15 protein-coding genes and 1 pseudogene are annotated in these 13,844 nt (G+C 58.6%); 10 read left to right on the top strand and 6 right to left on the bottom strand.

Annotated features, from left to right (window positions below; translation table 11 throughout):
• The first annotated feature begins 161 nt into the window (after positions 1 to 161).
• The 6 genes from ACR3E6_RS03680 to uvrC all read left to right on the top strand — a co-directional run bounded on the left by ACR3E6_RS03680 (position 162) and on the right by uvrC (position 6,849).
• A complete protein-coding gene (locus ACR3E6_RS03680) occupies positions 162 to 1,091 on the top strand; it encodes an ABC transporter ATP-binding protein (RefSeq protein WP_480485877.1) in 930 nt (309 codons plus the stop codon).
• A complete protein-coding gene (locus ACR3E6_RS03675) occupies positions 1,088 to 1,849 on the top strand; it encodes an ABC transporter permease (RefSeq protein WP_171635104.1) in 762 nt (253 codons plus the stop codon). Before ACR3E6_RS03680 ends, ACR3E6_RS03675 begins: the two co-directional genes overlap by 4 nt.
• Before the next feature lie 114 nt (positions 1,850 to 1,963).
• Positions 1,964 to 2,761: a S49 family peptidase gene (locus ACR3E6_RS03670; protein ID WP_171635101.1), complete on the top strand. Its 798-nt coding sequence runs from the start codon at positions 1,964 to 1,966 to the stop codon at positions 2,759 to 2,761.
• 171 nt (positions 2,762 to 2,932) lie between these two features.
• Positions 2,933 to 3,895: a calcium/sodium antiporter gene (locus tag ACR3E6_RS03665; RefSeq protein WP_171635180.1), complete on the top strand. Its 963-nt coding sequence runs from the start codon at positions 2,933 to 2,935 to the stop codon at positions 3,893 to 3,895.
• 21 nt (positions 3,896 to 3,916) lie between these two features.
• Entirely contained in the window at positions 3,917 to 4,696 is a 780-nt protein-coding gene (locus ACR3E6_RS03660; RefSeq protein WP_480485874.1) for an SDR family oxidoreductase, read from the top strand.
• 290 nt (positions 4,697 to 4,986) lie between these two features.
• Positions 4,987 to 6,849 carry an excinuclease ABC subunit UvrC gene (gene uvrC, locus ACR3E6_RS03655; protein ID WP_171635096.1) on the top strand — a complete coding sequence of 621 codons (1,863 nt, stop codon included), beginning with the start codon at positions 4,987 to 4,989 and terminating at the stop codon, positions 6,847 to 6,849.
• Here the strand turns inward: uvrC and ACR3E6_RS03650 are convergent.
• Positions 6,846 to 7,730, bottom strand: a complete 885-nt coding sequence (locus ACR3E6_RS03650) for a DMT family transporter (RefSeq protein ID WP_480485872.1) — start codon at positions 7,728 to 7,730, stop codon at positions 6,846 to 6,848. The genes uvrC and ACR3E6_RS03650 overlap by 4 nt on opposite strands.
• 173 nt (positions 7,731 to 7,903) lie before the next feature.
• On the opposite strand from ACR3E6_RS03650, the gene pgsA reads away from it, so the two are divergent.
• Genes pgsA through ACR3E6_RS03635 form a run of 3 tightly spaced genes read left to right on the top strand, consistent with a single transcriptional unit; the run spans position 7,904 to position 9,268 of the window.
• Positions 7,904 to 8,572, top strand: coding sequence for a CDP-diacylglycerol--glycerol-3-phosphate 3-phosphatidyltransferase (gene pgsA, locus ACR3E6_RS03645; protein WP_117872882.1), 669 nt, complete (start codon positions 7,904 to 7,906; stop codon positions 8,570 to 8,572).
• Positions 8,573 to 8,575: 3 nt separating this feature from the next.
• Positions 8,576 to 8,821 carry a molybdopterin converting factor subunit 1 gene (gene moaD, locus ACR3E6_RS03640; protein WP_209834739.1) on the top strand — a complete coding sequence of 82 codons (246 nt, stop codon included), beginning with the start codon at positions 8,576 to 8,578 and terminating at the stop codon, positions 8,819 to 8,821.
• Between the two features lie 3 nt (positions 8,822 to 8,824).
• Positions 8,825 to 9,268 (top strand): molybdenum cofactor biosynthesis protein MoaE, encoded by a 444-nt coding sequence (locus ACR3E6_RS03635; protein WP_171635087.1) that lies wholly within the window; start codon positions 8,825 to 8,827, stop codon positions 9,266 to 9,268.
• 35 nt (positions 9,269 to 9,303) lie between these two features.
• On the opposite strand, the gene ACR3E6_RS03630 is transcribed toward ACR3E6_RS03635, so the two are convergent.
• Both ACR3E6_RS03630 and ACR3E6_RS03625 read right to left on the bottom strand, forming a co-directional pair.
• Positions 9,304 to 9,762 carry a helix-turn-helix transcriptional regulator gene (locus ACR3E6_RS03630; RefSeq protein WP_480485870.1) on the bottom strand — a complete coding sequence of 153 codons (459 nt, stop codon included), beginning with the start codon at positions 9,760 to 9,762 and terminating at the stop codon, positions 9,304 to 9,306.
• Between the two features lie 151 nt (positions 9,763 to 9,913).
• Positions 9,914 to 10,024, bottom strand: a pseudogene (locus tag ACR3E6_RS03625) (helix-turn-helix transcriptional regulator); the annotation flags it as partial.
• A gap of 84 nt (positions 10,025 to 10,108) precedes the next feature.
• Between ACR3E6_RS03625 and ACR3E6_RS03620 the strand changes: the two are divergent.
• Positions 10,109 to 10,540 (top strand): RidA family protein, encoded by a 432-nt coding sequence (locus ACR3E6_RS03620; RefSeq protein WP_480485868.1) that lies wholly within the window; start codon positions 10,109 to 10,111, stop codon positions 10,538 to 10,540.
• A gap of 11 nt (positions 10,541 to 10,551) precedes the next feature.
• Here the strand turns inward: ACR3E6_RS03620 and ACR3E6_RS03615 are convergent, their stop codons facing one another.
• The 3 genes from ACR3E6_RS03615 to ubiA all read right to left on the bottom strand — a co-directional run bounded on the left by ACR3E6_RS03615 (position 10,552) and on the right by ubiA (position 13,838).
• Complete coding sequence (locus ACR3E6_RS03615; protein ID WP_117870533.1) at positions 10,552 to 10,872, bottom strand: hypothetical protein; 321 nt, start codon at positions 10,870 to 10,872, stop codon at positions 10,552 to 10,554.
• Between the two features lies 1 nt (position 10,873).
• Positions 10,874 to 12,811: an OmpA family protein gene (locus ACR3E6_RS03610; RefSeq protein WP_480485866.1), complete on the bottom strand. Its 1,938-nt coding sequence runs from the start codon at positions 12,809 to 12,811 to the stop codon at positions 10,874 to 10,876.
• A gap of 64 nt (positions 12,812 to 12,875) precedes the next feature.
• A complete protein-coding gene (ubiA, locus tag ACR3E6_RS03605; protein ID WP_480485864.1) occupies positions 12,876 to 13,838 on the bottom strand; it encodes a 4-hydroxybenzoate octaprenyltransferase in 963 nt (320 codons plus the stop codon).
• Positions 13,839 to 13,844 lie beyond the last annotated feature (6 nt).

The raw sequence follows: 13,844 nt of genomic DNA, 5'->3' as shown, positions 1-13,844 counted from the left end.
GCCCTCCGTTGTGGCAGAGTTTGCGGGTGGGTTGACGGATTGCAAGTTGGAATTGAGCATTGTTCTGACAACCATTACAGAATGCGCGGCACGTTGTGCGAAATTGACCTGTTACAGGCTGGTTCGGCGCGATAGGGTCGCGGTCGGAACGGGGAACGGATATGACGACCATTTTGTCCATCAAAGAACTTCGCAAGTCTTACGCGGATGGGTTCGAGGCGCTGAAAGGTGTGTCTCTGGATATTGAAGAGGGTGAGATACTTGCGCTTCTGGGGCCAAATGGGGCCGGAAAGACGACCCTGATTTCGACGATTTGTGGAATAACGACTCCGACCTCGGGGGTGGTCACGGTTGGCGGACATGACACCCAGTCCGATTATCGCGCAGCGCGCAGGATGATAGGGCTTGTACCGCAAGAGATCGCGTTGGAACCGTTTGAAAAGGTCTGGAACACGGTTCGACTGTCACGCGGGCTGTTCGGACTTGGCAAGGACAACGCGCGGATCGAAGAGATTCTGCGCAAGCTGTCCCTGTGGGACAAGCGCAACAACGCGATCAAGGAATTGTCCGGCGGCATGAAGCGGAGGGTGCTGATCGCCAAGGCCCTGGCCCATGAACCCCGTGTGCTTTTTCTGGACGAGCCGACTGCCGGAGTGGATGTCGAGTTGCGCAAGGACATGTGGGAGCTTGTGGCGGAACTGAAACGGGACGGTGTCACCATCATTCTGACCACCCATTACATTGAAGAAGCAGAAGCGATTGCGGATCGTGTCGGCGTCATCGACAAGGGTGAGCTTTTGCTGGTGCAGGACAAAGACACACTCATGTCGCAGATGGGAAAAAAGCAGATCGAAGTCATGCTGACCGAGCCCATCGATCGGATTCCCGATAATCTGGTCAGCCACAATCTGGCCCTCAACGGCGCGGGTGATTGTCTGATCTATACCTACGATACCCATGCGGATCGTACCGGCATAACGACCTTGCTGAATGACGTGTCCGAGGCCGGGTTGGTGTTGCGCGACGTGCAGACCAGACAATCAAGCCTGGAAGAGATTTTTGTCAATCTGGTATCGGGAGAGGCCGCATGAACTGGACCGCGATCGCTGCCATCTACCGGTTCGAAATGGCCCGTTTCTTTCGCACTCTGGCACAGAGCTTTCTGTCGCCGGTTCTGTCCACGTCGCTTTACTTCGTGGTGTTTGGCACCGCCATCGGCAGCCGTATCCAAGAGGTCGAGGGCGTTTCATACGGTGCGTTCATCGTGCCGGGGCTGATCATGTTGTCGGTGGTGATGCTGTCGATTTCGAACGCGTCGTTCGGAATTTACTTCCCCAAGTTTCTGGGCACCATCTACGAGCTGTTATCCGCTCCGGTCAATTTCATCGAGATCGTGATCGGATATGTCGGTGCCGCCGCAACCAAGGCGTTGTTCGTGGGGTTGGTGATATTGTTCACCGCGACGTTTTTCGTCGATATTCGGATCGAGCATCCATTCGCCATGGCCGCGTTTCTGATCCTGTCCTGTCTCAGCTTTTCGTTGCTCGGATTCATCATCGGCATCTGGGCCAGCAATTTCGAGCAGATGTCACTGGTGCCGCAGTTGGTGGTGACGCCACTGATCTTTCTGGGGGGCACGTTTTATTCGATCTCGATGCTGCCGCCATTGTGGCAGACCATCACGCTGTTCAATCCCGTGGTCTATCTGATTTCGGGTTTCCGCTGGTCCTTTTACGGGCTGGCAGATGTGCCGATCGTTTTCAGCCTTCTTGCCATTGTCGCTTTTACAGGGCTGTGCCTGGCCGTCATAGGCTGGATATTTAAAACCGGCTGGCGCATTCGCAGTTGATCCTCGCCAAGGCGTTGCATTTTTGCCCATCGGGTGTGTGAATTTGGTTCACGTCGCGTTTTACGCCGGCAGAGTCCCTTGTTTACGGGTTGGGGGCACTCTACATCGGCACCCATGAAGCTCAGCCTGCCGTTCGTAAAAAAGCACCCTTGCGTGGCCGTTGTCCGTTTGTCCGGTTCCATTGGAATGGCCGGTCGCGGGTCCTTGAACGATACCACCCTGGCCCCGGTTCTCGACAAGGCGTTTCGAAAGGGGAAACCTGCGGCTGTCGCGCTCGAGATCAACTCTCCGGGCGGGTCGCCTGTACAAAGCTCTTTGATTGGCGCCCGAATTCGGCGCTTGTCGGAAGAGCTGGACGTGCCCGTGATCGGGTTTGTCGAAGATGTTGCGGCATCCGGAGGGTATTGGCTGGCGGCCGCTGCGGATGAGATCTGGGCCGACGACAGTTCGGTTCTTGGCTCAATCGGAGTCATTTCGGCAGGTTTTGGCGCGCATGTCTTCCTGGCGCGGCAGGGGTTCGAGCGGCGCGTTCATACAGCGGGCAAATCGAAATCGATGCTGGATCCCTTTTCGCCGGAAAAGAAAGAGGATGTGGCACGCTTGCAAGGGCTGCTGGGCGACATCCACGAAAACTTCATCGCGCATGTCAAAGCCCGCCGGGGTGACAAGCTGGATCACAGTGCCGACCTGTTCACGGGTGAAGTCTGGCTGGCGCGTCGGGCGCATGAACTGGGTTTGATCGACGGTATCGCCCATCTGAAACCCAAGATGCAGGAACGGTTTGGCGACAAGGTCAAGTTCCGCCGTTATGGCGTGCGCAAACCGATCTGGTCTCGGTTCGGGGCCAGCCTGGCACAGGATGCCATTGCCGGATTAGAGGAGCGTGCGGCCTACGCGCGTTTTGGTTTGTGACGTGATCATCAAGGCTGTCACACTTTTTCTGATCGGCATGGGTGTCTTGGCGATGTTCGGTAAACTGCGCTTTCCGGGGCAGAAGAAACTGAGTTCGGCCAAGTGTCCGCGCTGCGGACGGTTTCGCATAGGCAAAGGCCCTTGTGCCTGCGAAAAAGGAGGTCGGACTTGATCACCACTTGGCTGCTGTCTGGTCTTGGGCTGTTGATTCTGCTGCTTGCAGGCGATGCGCTTGTGCGCGGTGCTGTGAACCTGAGCTTGCGTCTGGGTGTTCCGGCGTTGATTGTCAGCCTGACGATAGTGGCCTTCGGAACGTCTGCACCCGAGTTGCTGATCGCCATCAGCGCATTGAAAGAGAACGCTCCCGGTATTGCGCTGGGCAACGTTGTCGGATCGAACACGGCCAACATCCTGTTGGTTCTTGGACTGCCCGCATTGCTGGCTACGATTCACACCAGTGAATGTGACAGCCGCAGGAATTACGTCTTCATGCTGCTGGCGACGGTTCTGTTCATCGGGCTGGCTTTTAGCGGAACATTCACATTCTTCAGCGGTCTGATCCTGCTGGCGGCGTTGAGTCTTGTCCTGATGACTGCCTTTCGTGAGGCGAAAGCACATCGCAAGGCCTGTGGTGAGGCTTGCGCGGATGATGACGAGCTTGAAGGCTTGGAGGAAGCCGACCCTGACATGCCCTACTGGAAGGTATCGATTTACCTGATCCTGGGGTTGGTGGGGCTTCCGATGGGTGCGCACTTGCTTGTCGACAACGCGACCGTCATCGCAAGAACCTATGGGGTCAGTGAAACGGTCATCGGCCTGACCCTGATCGCGGTTGGAACCTCTTTGCCCGAACTGGCGACGACGCTTATGGCCGCATTGCGCAGACAGGCCGATGTCGCGCTGGGCAACGTGATCGGTTCGAACATGTTCAACCTTCTGGCCATCATCGGGATCGCAACCTGGTTCGGGCGCATTCCGGTCGATCCGGAATTCCTTCGGTTCGATCTGTGGGTCATGCTGGGCGCATCGCTGCTGCTGGTTCCGTTTGTATTCCTCAAACGCGACATCTCGCGCGTCTGGGGGATGGTGTTGACTTTCCTTTATGTGCTTTACGTCATCGTATTGCTGGTGTGATCTGACCAAACGAGGTGAAGAATGACCCGAGCCCTAGTCACCGGCGCCGGTATTCGTCTGGGCCGGGCCATGGCACTGTATCTGGCAGATCGAGGTTTCGATGTGGCCGTGCATTACGCCTCATCCGAAGGTCCGGCGCAGGAGACGGCGGCAGAGGTACAGGCCCTGGGCCGAAAATCCATGACCCTGAAGGCCGATCTGCTGGATGAAGCTCAGGTTCAGGCGCTGCTGCCCAAAGCGGCCGAGGCGCTGGGCGGGCCGATCACGTGTCTGGTGAACAACGCTTCGATCTTCGAATACGACAACATCCGCACGGCAACCCGGCAAAGCTGGGATCGACATCTCGACAGCAACCTGCGCGCGCCCTTTGTGCTGACGCAGGCCATGGCCGGTCAGGGGCTGAGCGCCGGAACAGATGAAAATGGCGAACCGCTTGCAACCGGCCTCATCGTCAACATGGTGGACATGCGTGTGCGTAAACTGACGCCAGAGTTCATGTCATACACCATCGCAAAAATGGGTTTGTGGACGCTGACCCGAACGGCGGCGCAGGCGTTGTCTCCGACGATCCGTGTCAATGCGATCGGGCCGGGCCCAACGATGCAGGGCCACCGCCAAAGCGAAGAACATTTCCAGGCACAGCGTTCAAATACCGTTTTGGAGCGGGGATCCAACCCGTCTGACATAACCGCTGCGCTTGGGTACTTTCTGGATGCACACGCGGTCACCGGACAGCTTTTATGTGTGGACGGCGGTCAGCATCTGGGTTGGAAAACTCCGGATGTTCTGGGTGTAGAATAAGTAATTCTGCTGCAAGTTTTGCACCGCTCTCAATCGTGTTACATGTGCGTTACAAAAATGTCTTTTTTTTCATACACTTGCTAAGTAAGCAAAAAAATAATGTTTAAAAACAAACACTTGATAAGTTGCCTATTTTTTGTGCAAGTAAAGGAAAAGGCAAGGAAACAAGGGGATTTCTGATCTTCCGGAATTTTATCTTCACACTTATCCACAGAAACCGTGGATTTGTTTTCTCTTGATCTGACAAGCGTGAGATTGCAGCCATTGCCAGAGAATCATATCTCAGGATCATGACCACCGACAGCGAATCATCCCCCACCGGCTATGCCTGCATTCAGCGCTATGTAAAAACGCTGGACAGTTCTCCGGGCGTTTACCGCATGCTCGATACAGACAGCCGGGTTCTGTATGTCGGCAAAGCCCGAAATCTCAGGGCACGGGTGTCGAATTACACACGGCCGGGTCATTCGGGGCGGATCGAAAAGATGATCGCCGCGACGGCCTCGATGATGTTCCTGACCACGCGAACCGAGACCGAGGCCCTGCTGCTTGAGCAGAACCTGATCAAGCAGCTCAAACCCAAGTACAATGTATTGTTGCGGGATGACAAAAGCTTTCCGAACATACTGGTCGCCAAGGATCATGACTTTCCGCAGATCAAGAAACACCGAGGGGCGAAGAAGGAAAAAGGTGCCTATTTCGGCCCCTTCGCCAGTGCCGGTGCGGTGAACCGGACGTTGAACCAGTTGCAAAAAGCGTTCCTGCTGCGCAACTGCTCGGATTCGATGTTCGACAGCCGAACGCGGCCATGCCTTCTGTATCAGATCAAACGGTGTTCCGGGCCGTGTGTCGGCCTGATCTCAGAGCAGGATTACCGTGAAAGCGTGAAGGACGCCGAACGCTTCCTGTCGGGCCGCTCGACCAAGGTGCAAGAGGAACTGGCCGAGCAGATGATGGCCGCATCCGAGGCGATGGAGTTCGAACGCGCCGCAGGTCTGCGTGACCGCATCCGGGCTCTGACGCAGGTGCAGACCTCTCAGGGCATCAACCCGCGCGGTGTGGCCGAGGCGGACGTGATCGGCCTGTATATGGACAGCGGTCAGGCCTGCGTGCAGGTGTTTTTCATCCGTGCGAACCAGAACTGGGGCAACAAGGATTTCTATCCCCGCGTCGGCCCGGATGTTTCACCTGCCGAGGTGATGGAGGCCTTTCTGGGCCAGTTCTATGACAACAAGGAGCCGCCGCGTCAGCTGATCCTGTCGGACGGAATCGAAAATGTGGATCTGATGCAGGACGCGCTGACTGAGAAAGCCGGGCGCAAGGTCGAAATCCTTGTGCCGCAGCGTGGCGAAAAACAGGAACTTGTTGCCGGTGCCTTGCGCAACGCGCGCGAGGCTTTGGCCCGCCGCATGTCGGAAAGTGCCACGCAGGCCAAGTTGCTGCGCGGGCTGGCCGAGGCGTTCGATCTGGATGGTCCGCCTGGACGGATCGAGGTCTATGACAACTCTCATATTCAGGGCACCAATGCTGTCGGCGGCATGATCGTGGCCGGCCCCGAGGGGTTCATGAAGAACGCTTACCGCAAGTTCAACATTCGCGGTGATGACCTGACACCGGGTGACGACTTCGGCATGATGAAAGAGGTGCTGAACCGCCGCTTCACCAGACTGCAAAAGGAAGACCCGGACCGCGACAAAGGGCTGTGGCCCGATCTGTTGCTGATCGATGGCGGTGCCGGGCAGGTAAGCGCGGTGCATCAGATCATGGTCGAACATGGGGTCGAAGACATTCCCATGGTCGGCGTCGCCAAAGGGGTCGACCGCGACCACGGCAAGGAAGAGTTTCACCGGATCGGCCAGCGCCCCTTTGCGCTGAAACGCAACGACCCTGTGTTGTATTTCATTCAACGCCTCAGGGACGAAGCGCACCGGTTCGCCATCGGCACCCATCGTGCGAAACGCGCCAAGGCCGTGGGTGCAACGCCGTTGGATGAAATCCCAGGGGTAGGGGCTGCGCGCAAGCGTGCTCTGTTGACCCATTTCGGCAGCGCCAAAGCCGTCAGCCGGGCCAATCTGGCCGATCTGAAAGCGGTCGAAGGAATCTCGGCCGGGTTGGCGCAAAAGGTTTACGATTTCTTCCACGACAAGGGCTAGGCCTGCCGGCCCCGCCACAGGATATAAAGACCCGACGCGACGATCAGCGCGCTGCCGATCCACATGTTGGGATCCAGCCTCTCTCCAAACATGGCTACGCCAAGCCCGATGCCGAACAACAGCCGGGTGTATCTGAACGGGGTCACGGCGGACACTTCGCCGATGCGCATCGCCTTCATCAGCGATGCATAGGCCATTACGCCCATCAGCACCGCACCGATCAGATGCAGGCTGGTGTGAAGGCCAACCGGTGCAATCGGCGCGCCCTCCCAGAACCGATAGGCCACGCCGGCCACGATGATGCTGAGGAAGCCGTAGAACCCCAGGACTTCGGTTCCAAGCGTGGCAGGTGCTGCGCGGCTGGCCAGATCACGTCCGGCAAATCCCAGCATTCCCAGCACCGCCAGTATCGACAGCAGCGAAAAGCTGTCTCCGGTGGGTTGCAGGATGACGACAACGCCGATCATGCCGACAAAGATAGCGCTCCAACGCCGCCAACCGACTGTCTCGCCGAAGAACAACGCGGCGCCTGCTACAACGACCAGAGGCGTGGCTTGCAGAATCACCGTAGCCGAGGACAACGGCGTCAGTGCGATGGCCAGAACATAGAACAACCGACCAAAGACCTCGAACAGCACCCGAATTTTCATCGGGCGGGACAGAACGTCAGGTTGCAGCAGCCGCTGCCCGCGGGCCCGAGCCACCGCAGCGAAAATCACCGACCCGCCCGCGCCGAAAAGAACCAGGACCTGCCAGATCGGCAGCGCGGCTGAGGCTGCCTTCAGCAACGCATCCTCCAGCGCAAAACCGGCCATCGCGGCAACCATCCAGAGGCTGCCAATCATGTTTGACCGTGTGTCGGTTTGAATATGCGCTGTCATCTGGTACTTTCCGGCTGGGCTTGCGCGGCAATCTGACCGCAAAGCCGGGAAAGGCCAAGAGGTACTGTTCTGAGACGTCGGGCCTGCGGCGCTTTGACCAAGCGTCTGTGAGTGATGCAGTTTTTTGTCTGATTGGCTTTTCTGTCCCGGACCGGCGATATAGGGTCCAAGCCATGAAGTGGAATTTACCTAATCTCCTGACCGTCCTGCGCCTGCTGGCCGCGCCCGGGCTGGCAGTCATGTTTCTGTATTTCACCCGCCCCTATGCGGACTGGTTTGCACTGATCCTGTTCCTGTCAGCGGCGATTACCGATTGGTTCGATGGGTATCTGGCCCGCGCATGGAAGCAGGAGACCAAGATCGGAGCGATGCTGGATCCGATCGCCGACAAGGCTATGGTGGTGATCGCGCTTATGATCCTTGTGGGCTATTCGACCGAGCACTGGACGCCGTGGCTTGTCCTTCCTGCAACCGTGATCCTGTTTCGCGAAGTCTTTGTCTCGGGCCTGCGGGAATATCTGGGCGATGTGGCCGGGACGCTCAAAGTCACCAAACTGGCCAAATGGAAGACCACGGCCCAGATGGTCGCCATCGCGGTTCTGTTTTCGCAGGGTATCTTCGAGCACTATGCCGTGATGGCAAGTTTTGGCATGGATGCCGAGCTGGTCGAGCAGATCATTGCGGGTCAGGTCGAAGACGTGAACCACCTGCGTCTGAATGTCGATGGTATGTATTGGGCGGGTCAGGTCGGGCTGTGGCTGTTGTGGATTGCGGCAACGCTTACATTGATCACCGGCTATGACTATCTACGTAAGGCCATGCCTCATCTGAAGGAGAGCTAACCGATGGATGTTCTGTATTTCGCCTGGGTGCGCGAACGCATCGGCTTGCCAAAGGAAAAGGTCGAAACGCAAGCGGCCACGGTCGGCGATCTAGTGGCTGAACTGAGCGCTCGGGAAGAGCGCTATGCAGTGGCATTTGCCGATCTGTCCGCGCTGCGCGTTGCGTTGGATCAGGAGCTGTCGGATTTCGATGCGTCGCTGGCAGGTGTTCGGGAAGTTGCGTTTTTCCCACCGATGACGGGCGGTTGACCGATGCGGATCGCGGTTCAGGAGGAGGCATTTGATCTGGGGGCCGAGGCCAATGCCTTTGCCGCCGGGGATGATTCCAACGGCGCCATCGTCACCTTCACCGGCGTTGTGCGTGATCTGGCGAGCGGTGATCTGGATGTGATGGAGATCGAGCACTATCCCGGTATGACCGAACGCGCCCTGACCAAGATCGCCGAAGAGGCGCAGGCGCGTTGGGCATTGGGCGATGTGCTGGTGATTCACCGCCATGGACGTCTGGCCCCGGGCGACAAGATCATGATGGTGGCCACCGCTGCACGGCATCGCAAGGATGCGTTCGAGGCGGCGGAGTACCTGATGGATTACCTGAAATCCCGTGCTCCCTTCTGGAAGAAAGAAATCACCCGGTCGGGTGCGGAATGGGTTGCCGCCAAGGATGAGGATGAAGACGCGCTGACCCGGTGGTGAGGATGCGTCGAGCGGGCGGATCGGCTGACGCGGCCTTATTTCGGCAGATCATTGAACGGGCAAACATCGTCTTCGAACGGAACTCTCTTGCGGCGGAACATGGCACCCTCAACGCATTCCGGGTCGCTGATCCTGTCCATGCGGAAATGCCGAAAATCATCCCGCTGCGGATCCCAGGCAACCAGGTACCAGAGCGGTGGCAGGATCAGCATAGCTTGCGGTTCAACTTCGCGAAAACTCTGGACCCCTTTGGCGTCGCGATAACCAAAGCGCAGGTAAAGCCGGTTCAGAAACGCCTGTTCGAAGGCGGGCAGAAGGGCCGCATCCATGGGTCCGAGGTCTGACAGGTTCTGCTGAGGCGACAATTGTCCAACGTAGAGGCAATCGAGAAAGCGACGCAGATCGCGCACCCGGTCCGCTGGCAGGGATTTTTCGATCTTGGCCAGACCTGCATCCGCCAGATCCGAGAACGGCAATGCACGTGCCGCCCGCATTGACGCCACGCCGAGCAGCAGGGTAAAAAACCTCGGTTGCCGACAACCGGGCGGTTGTTTGGACGGATTGCGGATCAAGTTGCAGCCCGCCACCCCGGCCACATTCGGAATAGATTACAAATCCCTGATCACGCAGTGCAGCGATGTCGCGCAGGACGGTGCGGCGCGAGACGCCGACCTCTGCGGCCAGCGCATCTACGGTGGAACTGCTGTTGCGTCGTAGGATACGGGCGATGGCGTCTTGTCTGGTCGCGGCTTTCATTAGCCCAACCTAGCATATTCAGTGACAAAATTTGGCACTAATACCGTCTAGACCTGTCCTTGCACCTCTGCAAGGATTTCGAACATGACACTTGAAAAACAAAATCTCAAAACGACCCTGCGTCCTCAGATCGTCAATCCCGGACACCTCCACGACCCATCCCCGAACGGCTATAGCACCGCCGTTGTAACCCCGGGCGCCGGTCGGTTGGCCTTTGTCTCGGGTCAGGGTGGGCAGGATCAAACCGGAGCGTTGTCGCCGGATTTCGGCGCGCAGGTCGAACAGGCCTATACCAATCTCAAGGCGGTGATCCACGAGCTTGGGGCGCAGTGCGATCAGGTTGTGAAGTTGACGGTTTACGTGGTGGACCACGACTTGTCGAAACTCGGCCTGCTGACTGACGCCGTCAAACGCGTGTTTGGAGATACTCTGCCAGCGCAAACCCAGGTTCCGGTGCCAAAGCTGGCAATCGAACCGATGCTGTTCGAAGTTGAGGCTGTCGTTTGCCTGAACTGATACTGTAGCGTTTAGTCGGCGTTGTTGATGCGACCGCGCATTTCTTCGGCCTCTTGCCGCGCGGCGCGCAGACCGTCCATGGCCGCGGCCAGTTCTGCCTCTGTCTGGGTCAGCTGGTTGGTCAGCTCGGCTTCACGTTGCTGAAGATAGGTTATGGCCTGATCGCGGGTTTCTTCCGCTTCGTGCAGTTCCTGGCTCATGCGATCCAGATCGGCAACGTCGCTTTGGCGGACGCGGGACAGGCGGTGTGCCAGCCAGTTGGCAAACCAGCCCATGCAGAAGGCCGCAAACAGGATGACGGCTGTGGCAATGATGAATTCGGTTCTGTTCAACTTACTGGTCCTCTGCGTCCGTGTCTGGTGCGGTCGATTCGGTCTGATCCGTTTCAGGCGCGTCAGCCTCAGCCCCAGCCTCGGCCTCAGCCTCGAGCGCTTCGAGACCTGTTTCGGAGGCTTCGACCGGCTCGGGACGGATCAGCCGGAACTCGATCCGCCGGTTGGCTTCGCGGCCTTCTTCGGTGTCGTTGTCCGCGATGGGCTGTGTTTCACCATATCCAACGGCAGTGTAGCTGCTGGTGGGAATGCGCCGCCCGCGCAGCTCGTTCAGAATCGATTGCGCCCGTGCCTGGCTGAGCTGCTGGTTCATCTCTTCGCGGCCCTGGCTGTCGGTATGGCCCTGGATCTCCAGCCGGATCGGCCCGCAGTCGCGCAGGATGTCGGCGATCTGGTTCACCGTATCGCGCGAGTCGGATGCGATCGTCGCTGATCCGGGTTCGAACGCAATTTTGCTGACGGTCTGGATTTCGGCGATCTGCGCTTCGCAGACTTCAGGATCGGGCAGCGCGTCTTCGGGCTCTGGCGGAGGCTGATAGGTGATCGTCAGGGTGAATTCCTGCCCTTCGCCCAGCTTGTCCGACAACTGACCTGCGATACGGGCCTTGGCATCCTCTTCATGGCTGAGGCCGGTCAGTTCGACCGAGCCTGGTGTTACGGTCAGGGCCCCGTTGTGAAGCTGGGCCAACGCCTCGAGGCCGGTCAGAACACGCACCGGCCAATCTGCCGGAAGCCCCGGTGCGATGCGGGTCGCGGTATAGACCTGATCCGAGCCGAAGGCCGCGCGGGCATAGCTGTCGACCATGTCCCGCAACGTTTCATCCCCCAGGCGCCCTCGTAGTTGCACAAGCCCTTCGGGGCTGCGGGTCGCCGAGAACTCGACGGGTCCGGTCTGTTCGCTGGTTTCAGGTTCCGGCAGCACGGCATGCAGGGCAAAGACCTGAGGCAACGCTGTTTCAAGTTCACCTACAACCCGGTCGAACAAGGCTGGATCCGTGCCTTGCGCCGCAACCAGGGTGATGTCCGCATCCGACATCGTGACCGAGCCTTTGCCGATTCTGGCCAGTGCCTGAATGCTCTTCTCGGCGGCTTCGGGCCAGCGTGGCGAGGGCTCGCCCAGACCGATGGTGCAGGAATATGTTCCCGACAAGCCGGCATCGCGCGCAGCGGTCACGATCCGGTCGCGTGCTTTTGTATCTTGTGCCGAGCAGGCGTCAAATTGCCCACCGTCTTCGTTGATCAGAAAACGCAGCGTAAAGGGCGTTATGACGGGACGAGGTGCCGAGATCGCCAGCCCGATCCGCAGGCTGGGCGGCGCGGCGCGGGTCAGATCGCGTTCGAGACGTTGTTTTTCCTGTTGGCTGTCCGCAATGGCGGTGATTTTGACCAAATCGGCGTTTGCGGAAATTTTGGCGCGTGGCAGGCTGGCCAGCGCCTCGATGGCATATGATATCGCGGCATCCCAACCATCGGGCTTGGGGTAATCCGCGGTTTCCATCAGGTCTGAAACTGCGATGTTGCGGTCGAGGTTGCCCAGCCTTCTGATCAGGGCATCTCTGTCTTCGCTGGCCGGGATAAGGCCGATGATCGAGATGCCGTGATCGTTGCGCAGAATTTCCGCCGAAAAGCGCGGCGGCGCCAGGGCAGAGGTCGCTTCAACCTCCATTTCATCGATTACGCGGGACGCATCGACCTCGGTTCCGGCTGCGGTCAGTGCGTTGAACCGTGTCGCCTCATCGGGTGCAATCCCGGTCAGGACCACGCGCAAGCCGTCTGACTCGACCTCGGCCCAGTCGTGCCCTTTGAGGTCAAGCGCCCGGCGCACGGCGAATTCCGATGTCTCTTCGATCTTTGTGACGGCATAGCTGGCTGCCAAAAGCGACAGCCCGGCTGATACAAGAAAGATCAGGGAAACAACGATAAAATACGGCAGACGCATATTTGGGTTTGACACTCCTCAGGCGGTTGGGCCGATCTTTACAGGCCACGTTCAGCAGGTGCAATCAGAGCAACAGGGCGACGCAGAGGAAGATCAGCGGAATCAAGCCAGTGTCGCGGTTGACCCTGAACAATTGCAACAGCCTGGCATTGTCTTCGATGTCCAGCGCGCGGAGTTGCCACATCATGTGCCAGCCCATTGCCCAAGGCCCACAGAGCGCAACACCCAATGCCAGCATCGAGGTATCCGGCACCCCTGCATCGACGATGGCCAGCCCCATCAGCGACACGGTCGCCACCAAAAAGTACTTCAGCCACCGCGCTGTATCGGCTCCGAACAGACGAGCGGTTGATTTGATGCCGATCAGTTCGTCATCCTCGGCATCCTGATGCGCATAGATGGTATCGTAGAACAGGGTCCACGCGATTCCAGACAGGTAGAGCGTCACCGCAGGCCATCCCACGGAACCGCTATGCGCCGCCCAGGCCAGAAGGGCGCCCCAGTTGAAGGCCAGCCCCAGAAACACCTGAGGCCACCACGTAAACCGTTTGGCAAACGGATAGATCGTCACGGGCAGCAGGGACAGAACACCCATTGCGATTGCCGCCTGATTGAAGCTGAGAAGGATACCAAGCGCCAGAATGCACTGCAGGATCATCCAGACCACGGCCTGCCGGACACTGACCTGACCCGACGGAATCGGGCGCGAGCGTGTGCGTTCGACCTGCCCGTCGAATTCCCGGTCCGTAATGTCATTCCACGTGCAACCGGCGCCCCGCATCAGGAAGGCCCCAAATGCGCATCCCACGGCGATCCACAGATCTTCCCAACGCGGCTGACCATCGTGCAGGATCGCCAGCGCCAGCCCCCACCAACAGGGAATCAGCAGCAGCCATGTCCCGATGGGCCGGTCCGCGCGGCTGAGGCGCAGATAGGGGCGGGCAAAGGCCGGGGCGTGGGTGTCGACCCAGTTGCCGCTGACGGCATCGGCGACTTGACCATCTGGTGTTGGGGCATTGCCTTGCATATGTAG

The organism is Ruegeria sp. AL3 (genome assembly GCF_056536065.1).
Note: the sequence above shows the minus strand (reverse complement) of the source record. Positions and strands in the feature narration are given on the sequence as shown.

Bases quoted from the DNA above. Each gene is read 5' to 3' on its own strand.
- ACR3E6_RS03680 (WP_480485877.1), top strand. From the start codon at position 162: ATGACGACCATTTTGTCCATCAAAGAACTTCGCAAGTCTTACGCGGAT.
- ACR3E6_RS03675 (WP_171635104.1), top strand. From the start codon at position 1,088: ATGAACTGGACCGCGATCGCTGCCATCTACCGGTTCGAAATGGCCCGT.
- ACR3E6_RS03670 (WP_171635101.1), top strand. From the start codon at position 1,964: ATGAAGCTCAGCCTGCCGTTCGTAAAAAAGCACCCTTGCGTGGCCGTT.
- ACR3E6_RS03660 (WP_480485874.1), top strand. From the start codon at position 3,917: ATGACCCGAGCCCTAGTCACCGGCGCCGGTATTCGTCTGGGCCGGGCC.
- uvrC (WP_171635096.1), top strand. From the start codon at position 4,987: ATGACCACCGACAGCGAATCATCCCCCACCGGCTATGCCTGCATTCAG.
- ACR3E6_RS03650 (WP_480485872.1), bottom strand. From the start codon at position 7,730: ATGACAGCGCATATTCAAACCGACACACGGTCAAACATGATTGGCAGC.
- pgsA (WP_117872882.1), top strand. From the start codon at position 7,904: ATGAAGTGGAATTTACCTAATCTCCTGACCGTCCTGCGCCTGCTGGCC.
- moaD (WP_209834739.1), top strand. From the start codon at position 8,576: ATGGATGTTCTGTATTTCGCCTGGGTGCGCGAACGCATCGGCTTGCCA.
- ACR3E6_RS03635 (WP_171635087.1), top strand. From the start codon at position 8,825: ATGCGGATCGCGGTTCAGGAGGAGGCATTTGATCTGGGGGCCGAGGCC.
- ACR3E6_RS03630 (WP_480485870.1), bottom strand. From the start codon at position 9,762: ATGCGGGCGGCACGTGCATTGCCGTTCTCGGATCTGGCGGATGCAGGT.
- ACR3E6_RS03620 (WP_480485868.1), top strand. From the start codon at position 10,109: ATGACACTTGAAAAACAAAATCTCAAAACGACCCTGCGTCCTCAGATC.
- ACR3E6_RS03610 (WP_480485866.1), bottom strand. From the start codon at position 12,811: ATGCGTCTGCCGTATTTTATCGTTGTTTCCCTGATCTTTCTTGTATCA.
- ubiA (WP_480485864.1), bottom strand. From the start codon at position 13,838: ATGCAAGGCAATGCCCCAACACCAGATGGTCAAGTCGCCGATGCCGTC.